Here is a 15,961-nt window from a genome sequence, read left to right as displayed (position 1 = left end):
ACCGCCACCACCGCCAGCCTGTCCACCGCCGTTGTTGCCGTCACCACCGTCGTTTCCATCACCATCGTTTCCATCACCGCGGTCGTTACCGCCGTCGCTTCCGTCACCGCCGTCGCCGCCCTCGTTCTCGGCGACCGAGACGGTCGTCGTCGCGTTCGCACTGACGCCGCCTGCGGTGGTGATCGTCAGCGTCACGTCGTACTCGCCCGCGTCGGCGTACGTGTGCTCGACGCTGGCGCCGGTCGCGCTCGCGCCGTCGCCGAACGCCCACTCGTAGCCCACGATCTCGCTGGCAGCCGAGGCGTCGCCGGCGTCGAACGCCACCGGATCGCCGGCCGTGGGCTCCGCGGTGCCGACGTCGATCACTGCCGTCGCGGCGTCGGGGTCGCCGACTGCGACGGTCGCCGTCGCCGTCGCGGTCTGCCCGTCGGTGCCGACGACGGTCACGCCCACCGTCACGCGGCCGGCGTCGGTGAAGGTGTGGTCGAGCGTCGGGGTCTCGCTCTCCTCGTCGATCTCGCCGTCGCCGTCGAGATCCCACCGATACCCGTCGATCCCGTCGGCGTCGGTCGAACCGCTCGCGTCGAGCACGACCGACTCGTTCACCGTCGCCGCCTCGGGGGCGTCGAGGCTGGCGTTCGGCGGGTCGTTCGGTGCCACGACCGCGATCCCGGCGCTGTCGGTCGCCGTCTCGTTGTCGTCGTCCACGACCGTGACCGCCGGTTCGACCTCGCCGAGTTCGGTGTAGACGTGATCGATCGTGGGGGCGGTCGTGTTGGTCTCGATCGTCCCGTCGCCGTCGAGATCCCAGCGGTACTCGACGATCGTCCCCTCGTCGCTGGAGTCGCTCGCGTCGAGCGTGATCGTCTCGTTCACCGTCGCCTCCGCGGGCGCGTCGAGCGTGGCCGACGGCGGCGACGGGGGGACCGTGACCGTCACCGACGCCGAGGCGGTCGCGGTGTTCCCGCCCGTGTCGACGACGGTGACGGTGGCGTCGAACGTCCCGCCCGTCTCGTACTCGTACGCCACGGTCGGCTCGGCGGTCTCGTCCTCGACTTCGCCGTCGCCGTCGAAATCCCACCGATAGGCGTCGATCCCGCGGTCGTCGGTGGAGTTGCTCGCGTCGAACGTGGCCGGCTCCCCGACGGTCGCGTTCGCGGGCGCGTCGAGGCTGGCGTTCGGCGGGCGGTCGGGCGGCCGGACGGAGACGGTCGCGGTCGCCGCGTCGGTCTGCCCGTCGTCGTCGGTCACCGCAACTGCGGGCGCCACGGTGCCGATCTCGGTGTACGTGTGTTCGAGGGTGGGCTCCCTCGTCTCGACCTCGGCAGTCCCGTCGCCGTCGACGTCCCACTGGTAGCTGGTGATTGTTCCTTCGTCCGTGGAGCCGCTCGCGTCGAGCACGATCGACTCGTTCACCGTCGCCACGTCGGGGACCGCCAAGCTCGCGTTCGGCGGCGTCGACTGCTGGGTGACGGTCACCGTCAGTTCGGCCGTGTCACCGTTGCCGTACGTGTCGAACGCGGTCACCTCGACGGCCCGCTCGCCGGCCTCGTCGAACGCGTGATCGATCGTCGACTCGGTGGTCACCTCGTCGATCTCGCCGTCGCCGTCGAGATCCCACTCGTAGCCGCCGATCTCCCCGTCGTCGGTCGTCCCGCCGGCGTCGAGCGTGACCGTCTCGCCGGTTTCGGTGCTGTTCGGCCCGGTCAGCGCCGCGCTGGGCGGCGTCTCCACACAGCCGCCGCCGTGGACGAACACCTGGCGGTCGCGGTCGAGCGTCGTCTCCGAGCCGTCGGCGTCGATCAGCCGCCACTCGTCGACGCGGAACCCATTGCCGGAGTGACCCCAGTCGCCCCAGTGGGCGGCCTCCTCGTTGAACCCCGGCTCGATGGTGATCGTGCCGGACATGTTGCCGAGCCCCGAGTAGACGCCGCCGTCGGTCCGGTTCTCACCCCACTTCCAGTCGATATCCGCGGTCGTTTCGCCAGTGTTCCAGTCGTCGTCCCGGTCGGGGTACTCGTCGTCCTCGACGACCCACTCGCCGTCGGCGGGCAGCCCCTCGAACGCCATCGTGAGCGTGCTCCCGCCGTCCCCGTCGCCCAGCTCGTCGTGGACCAGGACGAGGTTCCCCCGCTCGGAGCCTTCGTAGAAGAACAGCGCGCTCGTCGCCGTCTCCTGGTACTCGCGGGTTCCGAAGGAGCTGTACGTCGAGGAGTTCTCGTTCCCGTTGTCGACGGTGTCGGGGTTCCGGTAGTCGTAGAAGTCGAAGGCGGTCTGACTCTCGTTGGTCACGGGATCGATGGGGTAGCAGTTCGTCCCCTGTGCCACGGCGTAGCTGTCGTTCTCGACCGGCGCCGCCGAGACGACGACCGCTCCGCCGATCGGTGCGAGCACGACGAGCGCGACGAGCAACAGGACGCGTCTGTCTCTCATTAAGAACGGACTGGTCGCTTCGGTCGCTTTGTTATGGATCGGCTTCAACACCGGCGTACTGACAGTTTCCGCCCGCCCTCCCGGGATGAAGCCGCCCGGACGCGCGCCGACGGGTCCCGGACGGCGTCCGGAGCCGCCGACGCCGCGGCAGGCGACGGGTAACAATCGGCGGTGTGGTCGTAGCCACGGCCAACTCGCCGGCTTCCGGCGACCGAACTATGTACAGAGGACACACGACTGCCGTCGTGATCCCGGCGTACAACGAGGAGGGGTTCGTCGGCGACACCATCGCCTCGGTGCCGGCGTTCGTCGACCGCGTCTACGCCGTCGACGACGGCTCGACCGACGGAACGTGGACCGAGATCCGGGCGGCCGCCGACACGATCGCGGCCGCCGACGGCACACCCCCCGACGACGCCCGCGTTGTCGCGATTCAGCACGAGCGGAACCGCGGCGTCGGCGGCGCGATCAAAACCGGCTACCAGCACGCCCGCGCGGACCGGATCGAACTCACGTCGGTGATGGGCGGCGACGGGCAGATGGAGCCGGAGATGCTGGGCGAGCTGTTCGACCCGATCGTCGACGGCGACGCCGACTACACCAAGGGGAACCGCTTCCTCGACCGCTCGGGCCGGGGGTCGATGCCGGCCCACCGGTTCGTCGGCAACGCCGCCCTCGGCGCGCTGACCAAGATCGCGAGCGGCTACTGGGCCTGTGGCGACCCCCAGAGCGGCTACACCGCCATCTCGCTGCGCGCGCTGGAGACCGCCGCGATCGACGAGATGTACGAGTTCTACGGCTACTGCAACGACCTGCTGGTGAAGCTCAACGTCGCGCGGCTCCGGGTGGTCGACGTCCCCCGCCCCATAACCTACGGCGAGGAGGAGAGCCACATCCAGTACCGTAGCTACGTCCCCCGCGTGTCGCTGATGCTGCTGCGGAACTTCCTCTGGCGGCTGAAAACGAACTACCTCGCCTACGATTTCCACCCGCTGGTGGGCGCCTACGCCGCCGGCGGGGTGGCGTCGGTCGCGTCGGTCGCCGCCGCCGTCTGGGCGCTCCCGGGCGTCGGCACCGCCGCGACGCCGACGGCCCGCGGCGCGCTCGCGCTGGGGTTCGGCCTGTTCGCGCTGGTGGCGGTCACCTGGGCGATGGCGATGGACCGGAGCGCGAACGAGCATCTCGACGGCACGGTGACGCCCGCCGACCGGCGACGGCCGACCGACGACCACGGGCAGCCATCCCGGAACGGTGCATCCCCGAGCGACACGCAGGCCGACGAGGACGCCGCCGACGGGAACGGTGCTGCCGACTCGGCCGGGCAGGCCCCGCCGCCGGAGGAGTACGGCGGGCCGAACACCGCCTCGGACTGAGCTCCGGCCCGCCCGTTCTCCAGCCGATCCGCCGCCGTTAGGAGCGTTCTGCCGCAGTATTCGGGATCTAACAAACACCGCGTACGTGGCTGTTTGGGGCATGTTCGGAACGAGCGGTATCCGTGGCGAGTTCGGCGAGGACGTGACGGCCGGCACCGCGCTGGCGGTCGGGCGCGCGATCGCCTCCGAGGGTAACGACCACGTCGTCGTCGGGCGCGACCCCCGAGAGACCGGCTCGCTGCTGGTCGAGGCGCTCTCGGCGGGGCTGCGCGAGTGTGGCGCGAACGTCGCCCGGCTGGGCGAGCTCCCGACCCCGACGATCGCACGGAGTGTCGGCTGGTACGACGCGGACATGGGCGTGGCGGTGACCGCTTCCCACAACCCGCCCGCGGACAACGGCCTGAAGCTCTGGCACCCCGACGGCTCGGCGGTCGTCGGCGACGCACAGACCGCCATCGCCGACCGCATCCGCCATGCCCGGTACGAGTTCGCGCCCTGGGACGACACCGGGACGCGACACCGCTTCGGCGGCGCACGCGGGCGACACCTCGACGCCATCGCCGAGGCGGTCGACGTGGACCCGCCGATCCCCGTCGTCGTCGACGTGGGCCACGGAACGGGGGAACTGACCGCGGCCGCGCTCCGCCGGCTGGGCTGCCCGCTCACGACGCTGAACGGCGTTTCCGACGGCTCGTTCCCCGCCCGGGAGAGCGAGCCGACCGCCGAGAGCTGCCGACAGCTCCGCCGCGTCGTCGAGGCGTGCGACGCGGAACTCGGGATCGCCCACGACGGCGACGCCGACCGCATGCTCGCGGTGACGGAGTCCGGGGCGTTCGTCCCTGGCGACACGCTGCTGGCGCTGTTCGCCCGCCGGGAGGCGAACCCCGGCACCAGGGTCGCGGTGCCGATCGACGCCAGCCTGGCGATCAAAGACGAGTTGGCGGCCGTCGGCGCCGACGTGACGTACACCCGGGTCGGCGACGGCTACGTCGCCCGACGGGCTGCCGAGGCGGGCGTCGTGTTCGGCGGCGAGCCAAGCGGCGCGTGGATCTGGCCCGACGAGACCCGCGCGCCGGACGGCCCGCTCGCGGCCGCGAAGCTGGCGGCGATGGTCGCGACCGACGGCTCGCTCGACGCGCTGGTCGCGGACGTGAACTCGGTGCCGATCAGCCGCCGGAGCATCGAGACGGATCGGAAGGAAGCTGTTATCGAGGGGATCGCGGCGGCGATGCCGGAGGACGACGACCGCGTGACGACCGTCGACGGCGTCCGCGTGGAGGTCGACGGCGGCTGGTTCCTAGTGCGTGCTAGCGGGACCGAGCCGCTGGTCCGCATCACCGCGGAGGGCCGCGAGCAGGATCGGATGGCGGCGCTGCTGGAGACGGCCGAGGGGCTCGTGACGGAGGCGATCGAGACCGGGAGCGTCGAACGACAGCCCGTCGATTGATCGGCACGGGGCTGTCCGACTGCCTGAATGAGGGCCGACAGCGAGTCAGAAACGGGGAGAGACGACCGCGAGCGTCGCCACGACGAAGAGGAGAACGAAGGCGCTGGCGAGCACGTACGCGCCGGACATCTGCGCGAGGAAGAAGGCGGCAGTGAACGCGACGAAGCCGGCGCCGTGTTTGCGTTCGAACGGCGGCTCGTCGTCCTCGTCGGTGTCGCCGTTGGCGACGTCGAGGTACTCGTACAGCGGTTCGATGTGTTCCCCCGGCGAGATGCGGCCGCGGGACTGGTTGAACTCGATCACGTCGACGTCGTCCATCTTCGGGAGATGACACTGGTAGAGGCCGATGTACACCCGCTTGCGCTGCTGGGCGTTCAGCTGGCGTACCGAGGTGTCGTTCTCGATCGCCGCGATGTGTTCCGCGAGCTCGCCGATGGTGACGGTCCCCTCTTGCTCGCGGATGAACTCCAACACTAACTGCCGGCGGCGGTTGCGCAGGATCTCGAAGATGATGTCGAGCGAGAGGCTCTCCGATGCCGACTCCTCCGCGTCCGATGCCGTTCCGTCGTCCGCACGCTCCGTCCCCGCTCCTGTCTCGCCGTCGGCGCCGGCTGTGATCTCGGGCGCCGCAGTCTGGGTCTTATTGTCAGTTGCCATTAGTCTTTAGCTTGGAAGCAACCACCATTACTCTTGCGCCGATGCGTGTCGTCGGTGCCAGGGTATCGAGGATCATGGGTCGTTGAGGTGCTCGTGACGGCCACGAGCCACCGTTACTTGAAACCGTACTGATCAGAACAGTTTGTTATCCATCGCATACCAGCCAGTACGAGCCAGTTACGACCGCCAAACGCACCCGTTACGGCCGGCGGTCGAACCCGTCGACGGGCAACGTCCCGGAATGTGTCGCATAATGTCGGCTCAGGCGCTGCAAGCGCCGAATAACAATTCCCTGATAGCCTGTCTACGACACGTTGCCTGACCAACGGGTGACGCCAACGATGACTCGACACATACCGAACCTACCGCCCGCCCGGAACCGTCCGCCCACCACCCCTCCGACCCGGGGGACGCGCCGTCGTCGATCGGCCGACGGGGGGGCGCCATGTGCGGAATAACCGCCTGTGCCGCCCCCGACGACGCGGACGTGCTCGACACGCTGGTCGACGGGCTCCGGAACCTGGAGTACCGCGGCTACGACTCAAGCGGCGTCGCCGTGCGCGACGACGGCGCGGTCACGGTGGTCAAACGCGAGGGCGAGATCGACGCGCTCGCGGCCGCGCTGGACGACGCCCCCCCGGCGGGCAACGTCGGGATCGGTCACACGCGCTGGAGCACCCACGGCGCGCCGACCGACGCGAACGCCCACCCCCACACCGGCTGTGCCGACGACGTCTCGGTCGTCCACAACGGGATCGTGGAGAACTACGCGGCGCTGCGCGGGGAGCTGGTCGAGCGCGGCCACTCGTTCACCAGCGACACCGACACGGAGGTGATCCCGCATCTCGTCGAACAGTACCGCGAGGAAGGGCACTCGACCGAGGACGCGTTCCGGAAGGCGATCGCCCGGCTCGAAGGTCGGTTCGCGGTCGCGATGATCGTCGGCGACGAGGACGACGTGTTCGCCGCGCGGGACGGCTCCCCGCTGGTGATCGGCGTGGGCGAGGACCGGCGGTTCCTCGCCAGCGACGTGCCCTCGTTCCTCGAACACACCGACCGCGTGGCGTTCGTCGAGGACGGCGACGTGGTCCGGCTCTCGGCCGACGACCACGAGGTGACGGACGTGAACGGGAACCGGGTCGACCGCCCGGTCCAGACCGTCGACTGGCAGCCCGAGGACGCCCAGCGCGACGGGTTCGACCACTACATGTTGAAGGAGATCAACGAACAGCCCGCGGCACTGGATCGCGCGATCAAGGGCCGCATCACCGAGGACCACGACGTCGACCTCGAGGAGTTCCCGCCCGGCTCGTTCTCGGACGTCGGGACGGTCCACCTGCTCGCCTGCGGAACGTCGTACCACGCCGCGCTGTACGCCCAGCAGCTCCTGGCCGACCGCGGCGTCCCGGCACAGGTGTTCAGCGCGGGCGAGTACACGACCACTCCCGCGCCCGTCCGCGACGACACGCTCGTCGTGGCGGTGACACAGAGCGGGGAGACCGCCGACACGCTCTCCTCGATCAAGATCGCCGCCGACCGCGGCGCGCGCACGCTCGCGGTGACGAACGTCGTCGGCTCGACGGCCGCGCGGGTCTGCGACGACGCGCTGTTCATCCGGGCGGGCCCGGAGATCGGCGTCGCCGCAACCAAGACGTTCTCCTCGCAGGTGGCGGTGCTCGCGCTGCTCGCCGAGCGGATCGCCGAGGACGTGACCGGCGAGGTCGACCCCGACCGCGAGGCGCTGCTCGCGGCGCTGGAACGGCTGCCCGACCACGTCGAGGAGGCGCTCGACCGCTCCCCTGCGGAGGCGCTGGCCCCGCAGTTCACCGACCGCGACGAGCAGTTCTTCATCGGCCGCGGCGTCGGCTACCCAGTCGCACTGGAAAGCGCCTTGAAGTTCAAGGAGATCACCTACGAGCACGCCGAGGGGTTCGCCGCGGGCGAACTCAAACACGGGCCGCTGGCGCTCGTGACCTCGGACACCACCGTGTTCGCCGTGTTCACGGGCCGCCACGACGAGAAGACGTTGAAGAACGTCGAGGAGGTGCGCAGCCGCGGCGCGCCCGTCGTCGCGGTCGCTGCCGAGTCCGCCGGCGAGGTGGCCGAGGCGGCCGACGAGTTCCTGCCGATCCCCGACACCCACCCCGTCGCGGCGGGGCTGCTCGCGAACGTCCAGCTCCAGCTCGTCTCCTACCGGGTCGCCGACCTGCTCGGTCGATCGATCGACAAGCCCCGGAACCTCGCGAAGAGCGTCACCGTCGAGTGACGTCGGCGGCCGAACCCCGAACTACCCCCCGCCCCATACAATGTCAACGGAAGACCCGGACACGCTGACGCAGGACACGGTTTACGACCTGTTGAGCAACAAGCGTCGGCGGTTCGTGATCTCGAAGCTGCGACGCGCCGACGGGGCGGTCTCGGTCAACGAGCTCTCCGAGGCGGTCGCCGCCTGGGAGAACGACGTCGAGATCGACGAACTCACCGACAAGCAGATCAAACGCGTTTACGTCTCGCTGTACCAGATCCACATCCCGAAGCTCGACGAGGCCGGGCTAGTGGCGTACGACAAGGAGGCCGGACAGGTCGAACTCACGCCCGCGGTGTCGGAGCTCGACAGCTACCTCCCCGACCAGGAGACCGACGACGAGGGGATCGAGTGGCCGCTCGTGTACGGCGCGGTCGCGGCGGGCGCGCTGGCGCTGTACGCCGGCGTGTTGCTGCTCCCCGGTGCGTTCGAGTGGCTCCCGCTGACCGTGCTGAACGTCGCGGTGTTCGGGGCGCTGGTCGTCGTCGCGGCGACACACTACGTGATGGACCAATGGCAGTGATATCACACCCGTCGGCGGGACGCAGCGCCGGCTCGTGGAGGAGATCATGACGCCGGACTGGGACGTCGTCGGACACGTGATCAGCTCCCGCCACCGGACGCTGGTGCTCGGCCGGCTCGCCGAGAGCCCGGCGACGCCGACCCAGATCGCGTCCGACGTCGACATCGCGTCGACCCACGTCTCCCGCGCGCTGAACTCGCTGCGGGAGCACGGCCTCGTCGAACTGCTCGTCCCCGAGGACCGCCGGAAGGGACGCGTGTACGGCATCACGAGCAAGGGAAGCGAGACCTGGGAGGTGATCCAGTCGAAAGGGCTGACGAAGGAGGAGTGACGCGGAGAAACCAGCGTATAACCAAACGCCTCCCCCGGGTAGTGGGAGGTATGCGAAGGAAGCTACTCAGCGTGATGCTGTTCCTGATCGTGGCCGTCGTCGCGATGGCCGTCGAACGACTCACTCGCCCGAACCTCGTCGACGACGCCGGGGCGTAACCGGCGTTAGGTCGGATCGTACAGCTCGTCCTCCCAGCGGCGGCGACGGCGCAGCGCCTCCTCGCCGTCGGGCGTCAGCGTGTAGAAGTTGGTCCGGCGGTTTATCTCCCCCTTCTCGACGAGTTCGGCCTCGACGAGCGCGTCCAGGTTGGGGTAGAGCCGGCCGTGAGTGATCTCACACTCCAGCGTCCGCTCGAGCTCGTCGGCGACCGTGCGCCCGGAGGGGTGATCGAACCCGGCGATCACGTACAACAAGTCACGCTGGAAGCCGCTCAGCTCGTGGACCTGGACCACCATACCCAGGCCAACGGAGCCGCCACTATAGTTATTATCGAGCAACGGGCCGCTCAGCCCGCGGTTTACGGGCTGACCGACGCTCGGTCGGGCGGGCTCCCGTCCCGACCCGTGAACCCACTGTGGCGGCGTAAACGTCGCCACAGTCGCCGTCAGAATAGCACGGAACTACTCGCCGTCGAACCGGTTCCTACTACCCCTCCGCCGCCGCCGTTTGCGGCCGGCGGGCGGCGTCGTCGGTCTCGTCGTCGTCCTCCTCCTCGTTCGGGCAGAGCTGCTCCGGACTGCGCTCGAACTTGGTTTGCGCGACGAACTCGTTGATTCGATTCATGTCGGCTTCACTGATCCCCGTCATCGCCTCTATCGTTCACTGCAGAGGACATAGTAATACGATTCATAGTGACTGGTAATCCCGGTGTAACGTCCCGCCTCGCGAGCGGTTCGACCCCGTCGCCCCACTGCGGTTCGGTCGTGAAACCGGCGGCGGACGAAGGGATACGTTCCCCGGTTCTGACGTATCAGGTAGAACACCAGAAGCTCCGTGAGTATGTGCAGTGTGTCGTAACGCTTTTATATAGTTCTTCCAAATCCGGCCTGATGACGAGCCAGAGAAACGTCGGCAGCACCGCAGCAGAAACCACCTCACTGCAGTCCGATGATACCGATGTCGTGTCGCGTGTCGTCGGAGCCGTCGCCGAACGGGAGGGTGTCGAACCGACGGCGGTCGAACCCCGCCTGTACGAGGTGATCGACCCGGACGCGCTGTCGGCGCTCGTCGAAGACCCGCCGGAGTCCGGGCTCACCGTCGGGTTCGACTACGCGGGCTACCGGGTCGTGGTCGTCGCCGACGAGGAGCTCCACGTCGAGGCGACCGCGGAGGCGTAACGGCTCAGCGGTCGCGTGTGACGGATTCCCCGACAGCCGTACGGCTGCCCGGCGAGAGCGTCACCCCGGCGTCGATGCTGGTGTCGATTCCGGTTTTCGTCCCGCGGCCGACGACGATGCCGAACTTCCGCCGGCCGGTCGAGCGCCGCTCGTCTTTCACCGCCAGCTCGACCGGCTCGCCGTCGTGACGCAGGTTCGCCACGACCGTCCCGGCGCCGAAGTTCACCTCCGGGGCGAGGATGCTGTCGCCGACGTAGGAGAGGTGGGCGACGCTGGTGTCGCGCCCGATCACGCTGTTTTTGATCTCGACCGCGTGGCCGACCTGTGCGCCCGGGCGGAGCAGCGTCGCCCCACGGACGTACGCGTTCGGCCCGACGGTCGCGCCGGACTGGATCAGCGCCGGCCCCTCGATCGTGACGCCGTCGTGGACGGTCGCGCCCGACTCCACGATCACGTCGCCCTCAAGTGTCGCGCCGTCGGCCACGTCACCCTCGACGGCGCGGGTGAGTTCGCCGAGCTTCCACTCGTTCGCGGCCAGCAGCTCCCACGGTCGCCCCACGTCGATCCAGCGCGAGAACGGCACCGCTTTCACGCGGTCGGTGGCACACAGCGACCCGAGCAGGTCGGTGAGCTCGAACTCGCCGCGCTCGCTCTCCGCGACGTCGTCCAGCGCGTCGCTTGCGCCCGCGGGGAACGCGTACGCGCCGGCGTTGACGAGGTCGCTGCTCGGCTCGTCGGGCTTCTCGGTCACGCCGAGCACGCGGCCCGCGACGCCGCCGTCGCCCGAGATCGCGCGGTTCTCGTCGGCCTCGTCGCCCGCCAGCGACAGCACGCCGTACTGGCTCGGCTCCTCGGCGACGTAGGAGCCGACGGAGGGGACGTGGTCGTACACCCGAGAGAGCGACGGCGCGTCGTACAACGCGTCGCCGTTGAGCACGACGAACGGCCCGTCGTCGAGCAGCGAACGCGCGGTCAGCACGGCATCGGCGGTGCCCCGTTGCTCGGGCTGGTGACAGTAGTCGATCGGAACGCCGGCGTGGCTGTCGCCGAGCACGCCGCGGACCTGGTCGGCGCCACAGCCGACGACCACCACGAACCGCGACGCCCCCGCCACCGCGGCGGCGTCGAGGGTGTGGCTCACCAGCGGCCGGCCGGCGACCGGCAGGCACGGTTTCGGCGTCTCGTCGGTCAGCACGCCCATACGGCTGCCTTTGCCGGCAGCCAACACGACGGTCTGCATGGCCCGTTCCCATCGCGCCGGCGCCTAAGTAACACGGCGGCTAAACGTGGCACCGAGAGTATTAGTTCCGAGCGACCCCAACGTTCGGTATGAGTTCAGCGCCCGCTCCCAGCGTCGTCGCCCGCATCCGTCGCCTCCCCCGGGACCGCCCGCTGCTGACGCTCGGGATCGCGGTGCTGGTCGTCGAGCTCGTCGGCGCCTCCGGCGCCGTGTTCACCGCTCAGGGGCTCGCGGGCTGGTACGGGACGCTCGAGCGCCCCGCGCTGGCGCCGCCGAACTGGGTGTTCGGCCCCGTGTGGACCACGCTGTTCGCGCTGATCGGCGTCGCGGCGTGGCTGGTGTGGCGCCGCGCCGACGAGTCGCCACGGAAAGTCCGCCTCGCGGCTATCGCCTTCGTCGCGCAGTTCGCCCTCAACCTCGCGTGGTCGGCGGCGTTTTTCGGGTTGCAGCGGATCGGGGTCGCGCTCGTGGTGATCGTGCTCCTCTGGCTGCTGATCGCGGCGACGATCTCGACGTTCGCCCGCGTCGACCGCCGCGCGGGCGCGCTGCTGGTGCCGTACCTCCTGTGGGTATCCTTCGCGGCCTACCTCAACTACGGGTTCTGGACGCTGAACTGAGAACGGGCCTCGACGACTCGATCGGACGGGTTCGGGTTAGAGCCACTCGCGGCCGACTTTCTGTAGCCCCCTGACTTCCTCGAACGGGTAGAGCTCCGACATTCGGTGGACGATTTCCGTGACCTCTCTGGCGGAGACGCCGTCATCCTCGAAGAACAACACCGCACGGTACTGCTCCGGTCCGACCTCCTCGACGAAGTCGTCGTCGTAGGTGACGATCGCACGGTCACTTTCCCTCGAGTGTTTCGCGAGTTCCTCGTCGGTCGCCCCCTTACCTAACTCCGCGACAAAATCGACGTGCTCGACGTCGTGACCCAGGTTTTCCAAACGATGTCGGACGTCGTTCTCGAGGTTCTCATCGAGCAGGAGTCGATACGCCACCGACTACTCCTCCGGTGGGGTGAGTGTCGTCATCTCCTCAGCCTTCTCCGCGAGGCGCTCCCTGCGCTGCTCCACATCGCGCATCTCAGCGAGGTGGCGGTGGTAGTAAGCCAACGCCTCGTAAACGTCGGCGAGGTCGAGGTTGAGTCGCTCGGCGACGGTTTCAGGGCGTAAGCCGCGCCCCTCGACGCGTTCGTGGAGGTGGCGGACAGTCACCCGACTGCCGCGGATGTGGGGCTCGTCGTGGATCTCCGACTCCTCCGAACGGACGATCCGCGGTGGACTGTCACCGTCTCCCGATAGAGATCCACTCATAGGCGTCCTTTGTGCGCATTCGGTGAAAAGCGTACTGCCGGCGCGTTTTCAGTCGCTCCCACAGAGCTCCTCGCGTAACGCGTCAGCCACTTCCGGACAGTTCTCCCGGATCACGGGCCAGTCGGTGTCGACGAACTCGTCGACGCGTTCGGCGACCACCTCCTCGACGGCGTCGCGGTCGGACTGATCGAGGCGTTCGGCCTGTCGCAGGTACTGGCGCTCCCGGGAGGTGAGTAACCCACCTCCCTCGGGCGCGGCGACCCGCTCCATCCCGTACGCCCGCCGGGACGGGACCGTGTCCGAGAGCCGTGCCGCCAGGCGTTCGGGGGAGTGTGCGGTCGGTCGATCCACCATCTCTCGGTCGGGCGACTCGGCCACGTCGTCGGCGTCGGCGCCGCTGTCGGCCGCTGAATCGTCTGGAGCCATCACCCCGCTAATGCGCGTACGCCGGCATAAAGCAGCGTGACCGTTCACGCGGAAGGCGGACGCTACACGGCGGGAAGGAGGTGGTTTACGCGCGATACAGCGAGCGTCGACTGGCCCTCGCTGGCCGACTACCGCCCGTCGAGCATGTCGAGGCTGGAGTCGATGGAGCGTTCGAGCACCATCTCCGCCTCGTTGGTGTGGGGCGCGTCGAACTTCACGAGTTCGTCGAGCGCGCGCTCGGCGGTGTCGACGTAGGCCTCGATCACCGTCGGGACGTTCACCGAGTCGCGGGCGATGAACTCCGTGGCGACCGAACCGAGGGTGGCGGCCTCGTTACAGAGCCGGCTGCACTTGGCCATCTCCGGCCCCTGCTCGATACAGCGGTCCGCACACCAGGCCGCGACCTGGCTCACGTCGATACAGTCGTCGAGACAGTCCCGGGCCGCCTCCGAGAGGTGGTCGACGAACGCCTCGGGGTAGATCCCCGAGGGCTGGCTGGTGAGCTGTCGCTGCACCGTGCCCGCGTAGCCGCCGGCCGCGGGGGCGGTGCCGCTCGGGTCCGCCTGCGCGCCAGCGCCGGCGCCGCCGAACTGGGGCTGGCCGCCGAACTGGGACTGCCCCGCGAACGCCTGGCTCCCGGTCGGGACGCCGACGGCGAACGGCGCCTGTGGCGTGTACGTGTTCGCCGCCGGCTGCTGTGTGAGTGCCTGCTGCCCGGCTAGCTGGGGGAACTGCTGGCTCGTCGGCTGTTGGGTGGCCTGCTGCTGGGCTGCCGGCTGCTGTCCCACAGGCAGCTGCCCGGCCGGCTGCTCGAACTGTTGTCCTGTCGCCTGCTGTTGGGGCTGGTTCGGCTGGTGTTCAGCTGTCGGGATCTGTTGAGTGGGGTTCTGCTGTAGGTTCTGGGGGTTCTGGGGGTTCTGGGGGTTCTGCTGTGGGTTCTGTTGCCCCGGATTCTGCTGTCGCTGCTGGGAACGCGTTCGCTCCCGTCGTGCTCGCCGTTCTGTCCGGTCCCGTTCGCGTCGATCTCGCCCTCGTCGTCGTTCAGTCATGGTGTCACGTCCGGTCGCCCGGACGGGAGAACGTGTCTCGCCGGGGAGAGAAAAACCGACGCGATAGTTAATGCGGATTCAGCAGTATCGGTGCTTCTAACCCGTGTTGAGGAGGTATTAGGAACGAACACCGATCGACGAAATACGGGACTACCGTGACGGGCTCACACACTCACATAGATGTCTATCAAGTAACATACCCCTCCCTTCGAGCCGATGGATCGTCCTACTCCCGGTCGGCTCGCCGTCGACGGTCGGGGAGCGACCGCCCTTGAACGGGTTGGTCCTCGAAGCCGGGGCGCTATGTCTCGCTCCCGAGAGAGTGAAGTGGGCCCCGTGTTCGACTGTGCCGCCGTCGCCGAGCAACTCGCCGCAGCCGACGACCCCCGACTCGACCAGCGGTATCTCCGGTGCGTGCCGGGTGGTGGCGGCCGCCACCCCGTGCTGTTGGTCGGCGTCGTTCACGACCATCCCGCGAGCGTCACGCGGGTGATCCGGGTGCTAAAGCTGGTCGAACCCGAGACGCTGGCGGTCGAACTGCCGCCGCTGGCGATGCCGCTGTTCGGGCTGTACGCCGCCGACGGCCACCGGCCGCCGCGGCTGGGCGGCGAGATGAGCGCCGCCATCCAGTCGACCGACGCCCCGGTCGTCGGGATCGACCTCCCGACGCGGCGGTATCTCGCCCGACTGGGCGAGCGTGTCCGCCGGGCACGGCCGTCGCCGCGTGTGCTCGGCCGGCTCGTCCGGGATTTCGGGTCCTCGATCGCCCACGCGCTCGCGTGTCGCGTCGCCGGCGTCCTCGCCGATCACACGCCGATACGCCTCCGGGTGTACACGCCGATCGTGCACGACTGCTCGCTGGTGGACACGGCCGACGTGCAGGCCGCCGACGAGCGGGCGTACCTCGACCGGCGCGACTCGCTGTTCCGGGCGATCCGGCCGCCGGCGTCGATTCGGCTGATCGACGACGCCCGCGAGGCGGCGATGGCCGACCTGCTCGACGGCGCACGCGGGGAGGGCAGTGTGGTCGCGGTGATCGGGATGGAACATCTCGACGAGATCGAGGGCGCGCTCCGAGAGCCCAGGACGGACGGGTAGCGGGGCGAAGTACGCCTTCGATGGCCAACCCCCGCGAATACGGAGCGAGGCTGCGAACTTCTTCGGTATGACCCCTCGAAGCGCGACCGAGTTCACGCCCGAGGACGAAGGGAAACGGGTCGTCACCGCCAGCGGCGACGTGGTGGGCGAGGTCGTCCGCTGTGAGGACGGCACCGCGTTCGTCCGCCCACGGCGGGAGCTGGTGGTCGGCTACGGCTCGCGGCTCACTGGCTGCTGGGATGCGTCGGAGCTGTTCCCGCTCGACGGCTCGGCGGTCGTCGCCGACGCGGAGGGCCGGATACAGATCAAACCCGAGGAGCGAGCCGAACCCGGACCGGTGGCGAGCCCGAAGTGAGTCGCGGCCGCGCTCGAAGGGCGAGCCAACGGCGCCGAAGGTACCGCCAAACTAATGCGCCGGTCGCCGAGCCG

The 15,961-nt window shown here is 69.1% G+C and carries 18 protein-coding genes; 9 read left to right on the top strand and 9 right to left on the bottom strand.

All coding sequences use genetic code 11. The annotated features are described in order from the left end of the window. A partial coding sequence (locus B9G49_RS01705) for a PKD domain-containing protein (protein ID WP_143414671.1) occupies window positions 1-2,433 on the bottom strand: 2,433 nt, incomplete at its 3' end. A 218-nt stretch (window positions 2,434-2,651) separates the two neighbouring features. Between B9G49_RS01705 and B9G49_RS01700 the strand changes: the two genes are divergently transcribed. Together B9G49_RS01700 and glmM are read left to right on the top strand one after the other, a co-directional pair. Continuing rightward, window positions 2,652-3,806: a glycosyltransferase family 2 protein gene (locus tag B9G49_RS01700; RefSeq protein WP_086215183.1), complete on the top strand. Its 1,155-nt coding sequence runs from the start codon at window positions 2,652-2,654 to the stop codon at window positions 3,804-3,806. A gap of 100 nt (window positions 3,807-3,906) precedes the next feature. Next, window positions 3,907-5,253, top strand: coding sequence for a phosphoglucosamine mutase (gene glmM / locus B9G49_RS01695; protein WP_086215182.1), 1,347 nt, complete (start codon window positions 3,907-3,909; stop codon window positions 5,251-5,253). A gap of 45 nt (window positions 5,254-5,298) precedes the next feature. On the opposite strand, the gene B9G49_RS01690 is transcribed toward glmM, so the two are convergent. Then, window positions 5,299-5,910, bottom strand: coding sequence for a hypothetical protein (locus B9G49_RS01690; RefSeq protein WP_086215181.1), 612 nt, complete (start codon window positions 5,908-5,910; stop codon window positions 5,299-5,301). A 445-nt stretch (window positions 5,911-6,355) separates the two neighbouring features. On the opposite strand from B9G49_RS01690, the gene glmS reads away from it, so the two are divergent. The 3 genes from glmS to B9G49_RS01675 are packed head-to-tail and all read left to right on the top strand — an operon-like array spanning window position 6,356 to window position 9,069. Continuing rightward, entirely contained in the window at window positions 6,356-8,176 is a 1,821-nt protein-coding gene (glmS, locus tag B9G49_RS01685) for a glutamine--fructose-6-phosphate transaminase (isomerizing) (RefSeq protein ID WP_086215180.1), read from the top strand. Between the two features lie 40 nt (window positions 8,177-8,216). Then, the gene (locus B9G49_RS01680; RefSeq protein WP_086215179.1) at window positions 8,217-8,738 is read left to right on the top strand and encodes a hypothetical protein; all 522 of its coding nucleotides are present in this window, start codon (window positions 8,217-8,219) and stop codon (window positions 8,736-8,738) included. A 46-nt stretch (window positions 8,739-8,784) separates the two neighbouring features. After that, window positions 8,785-9,069: a winged helix-turn-helix domain-containing protein gene (locus B9G49_RS01675; protein ID WP_086215209.1), complete on the top strand. Its 285-nt coding sequence runs from the start codon at window positions 8,785-8,787 to the stop codon at window positions 9,067-9,069. 164 nt (window positions 9,070-9,233) lie between these two features. Here B9G49_RS01675 and B9G49_RS01670 read toward each other — a convergent pair whose 3' ends face one another. Both B9G49_RS01670 and B9G49_RS16455 read right to left on the bottom strand, forming a co-directional pair. After that, window positions 9,234-9,524, bottom strand: a complete 291-nt coding sequence (locus B9G49_RS01670; RefSeq protein WP_086215178.1) for a PadR family transcriptional regulator — start codon at window positions 9,522-9,524, stop codon at window positions 9,234-9,236. Between the two features lie 190 nt (window positions 9,525-9,714). Continuing rightward, window positions 9,715-9,876 (bottom strand): hypothetical protein, encoded by a 162-nt coding sequence (locus B9G49_RS16455; protein WP_158093593.1) that lies wholly within the window; start codon window positions 9,874-9,876, stop codon window positions 9,715-9,717. A 242-nt stretch (window positions 9,877-10,118) separates the two neighbouring features. On the opposite strand from B9G49_RS16455, the gene B9G49_RS01665 reads away from it, so the two are divergent. Then, window positions 10,119-10,406: a HalOD1 output domain-containing protein gene (locus B9G49_RS01665; RefSeq protein ID WP_158093592.1), complete on the top strand. Its 288-nt coding sequence runs from the start codon at window positions 10,119-10,121 to the stop codon at window positions 10,404-10,406. Window positions 10,407-10,410: 4 nt separating this feature from the next. On the opposite strand, the gene glmU is transcribed toward B9G49_RS01665, so the two are convergent. Next, complete coding sequence (gene glmU / locus B9G49_RS01660; protein WP_086215177.1) at window positions 10,411-11,646, bottom strand: bifunctional sugar-1-phosphate nucleotidylyltransferase/acetyltransferase; 1,236 nt, start codon at window positions 11,644-11,646, stop codon at window positions 10,411-10,413. An 89-nt stretch (window positions 11,647-11,735) separates the two neighbouring features. On the opposite strand from glmU, the gene B9G49_RS01655 reads away from it, so the two are divergent. After that, window positions 11,736-12,263 (top strand): TspO/MBR family protein, encoded by a 528-nt coding sequence (locus B9G49_RS01655; RefSeq protein WP_086215176.1) that lies wholly within the window; start codon window positions 11,736-11,738, stop codon window positions 12,261-12,263. 36 nt (window positions 12,264-12,299) lie between these two features. On the opposite strand, the gene B9G49_RS01650 is transcribed toward B9G49_RS01655, so the two are convergent. The 4 genes from B9G49_RS01650 to B9G49_RS01635 form a co-directional block, all read right to left on the bottom strand. Continuing rightward, window positions 12,300-12,644: a DUF5615 family PIN-like protein gene (locus B9G49_RS01650; protein ID WP_086215175.1), complete on the bottom strand. Its 345-nt coding sequence runs from the start codon at window positions 12,642-12,644 to the stop codon at window positions 12,300-12,302. A 3-nt stretch (window positions 12,645-12,647) separates the two neighbouring features. Next, window positions 12,648-12,959 carry a DUF433 domain-containing protein gene (locus tag B9G49_RS01645; RefSeq protein WP_086215174.1) on the bottom strand — a complete coding sequence of 104 codons (312 nt, stop codon included), beginning with the start codon at window positions 12,957-12,959 and terminating at the stop codon, window positions 12,648-12,650. 48 nt (window positions 12,960-13,007) lie between these two features. Next, window positions 13,008-13,385, bottom strand: coding sequence for a hypothetical protein (locus B9G49_RS01640; RefSeq protein WP_086215173.1), 378 nt, complete (start codon window positions 13,383-13,385; stop codon window positions 13,008-13,010). Window positions 13,386-13,513: 128 nt separating this feature from the next. Further along, the gene (locus B9G49_RS01635) at window positions 13,514-14,434 is read right to left on the bottom strand and encodes a hypothetical protein (protein WP_143414670.1); all 921 of its coding nucleotides are present in this window, start codon (window positions 14,432-14,434) and stop codon (window positions 13,514-13,516) included. A 336-nt stretch (window positions 14,435-14,770) separates the two neighbouring features. Between B9G49_RS01635 and B9G49_RS01630 the strand changes: the two genes are divergently transcribed. Then, a complete protein-coding gene (locus tag B9G49_RS01630) occupies window positions 14,771-15,532 on the top strand; it encodes a hypothetical protein (protein WP_086215171.1) in 762 nt (253 codons plus the stop codon). A 67-nt stretch (window positions 15,533-15,599) separates the two neighbouring features. Further along, on the top strand, window positions 15,600-15,887 hold the full coding sequence (locus B9G49_RS01625) for a hypothetical protein (protein ID WP_086215170.1): 288 nt from the start codon (window positions 15,600-15,602) through the stop codon (window positions 15,885-15,887). The last annotated feature ends 74 nt before the right edge of the window (window positions 15,888-15,961 follow it).

Source organism: Halorubrum sp. SD683, from assembly GCF_002135045.1.
Lineage (GTDB): Archaea > Halobacteriota > Halobacteria > Halobacteriales > Haloferacaceae > Halorubrum > Halorubrum ezzemoulense.
The sequence above is the reverse complement of the archived record's forward strand: the minus strand, read 5'-3'. Positions and strand labels throughout refer to the sequence as shown.